This is a genomic window from Mycobacterium sp. ABE4_509 (assembly GCF_056160785.1).
Genome location: NZ_JBSWXU010000319.1, coordinates 1 through 896, shown reverse-complemented (window position 1 = coordinate 896; position 896 = coordinate 1). Strand labels below are relative to the sequence as shown.

Below are 896 nucleotides of genomic sequence, written 5' to 3'. Positions count from 1 at the left end.
GTCCGCCGGCGCCGCCCGCCCCGCCGGACGCTCGCGCCCCGCCCGCACCACCGGCACCGCCATTGCCGAACAGACCCGCAGCCCCGCCTGCGCCACCGGCCTGGCCTTCCTCGACCCCGGCCCCGCCCGCGCCCCCGTTGCCGAAGAGCAGTCCGCCGGCCTGGCCGGCTTCTCCGGGTCCGCCGTCGGCGCCGTTGCAGATCAACCCGCATCTGCCCGACATCAAGTCGACAAAGAACAGGTCCGCGCTGGCAGCGGGCGTGGCAGCGGCCGTCACCGCCGACGTTGCCGACGAGGCGCAGTCCCGACTGACGGTCAGCACACAATCCAGCCCGGTCGGGTCGAGCGGAGGAGCCAGCCCGATCACGCCCGGCGAGCTCGGCACGGTCAGGCCACTGCCGGCCACCGGGGCCGCATGGGCGAGCCCTGGTGACCCAACGAATGCCGCGGCGAGCGCGACTCCGGCGGCGCCGGGTATGCCCAGCCATAGATTGTTCGTCACCCGGCGTGTCCTTCCGTGCGCAACCAGTTCCGGACAAACCTATAGCGCGACCACGCTGAGGGCCGATCTTCGGCGGATTTTCCCGTCGCTGTGGCCGACGGCACGACCGCGCAACGTCCAGGCCGGCTAGAGCTGATAGGCGGCGTGCACGTCGCGCAGGCCGACCGCGTTGCGCAGGCCCGAGCAGTTCACGCAGCCGACGCAGCCGGTGCAGTTCTCACAGCCGATGCACCCGGCGCATGCCTTGCATCTCTTGCATGCGATGCACCCCAGGCACGCCGCGCACCTCGCGCAGGCGATCGACAGCACGGTCAGGATGCAGCCGGCGACCGCCGCGCTGCCCGCGGTGGCGATGGAGCCGGCGACCGCCGCGCTGCCCGCGGTGGCGATCGAC

General features: G+C 73.0%; 1 protein-coding gene and 1 pseudogene. Both read right to left on the bottom strand.

Annotation, left to right across the window (positions count from 1 at the left end):
- Positions 1–502: PGRS repeat-containing protein (locus ACXAID_RS28260; RefSeq protein ID WP_475025456.1), on the bottom strand; the 502-nt coding region annotated here is incomplete at its 3' end.
- Between the two features lie 126 nt (positions 503–628).
- A pseudogene (locus tag ACXAID_RS28255) lies at positions 629–896 on the bottom strand (hypothetical protein); the annotation flags it as partial.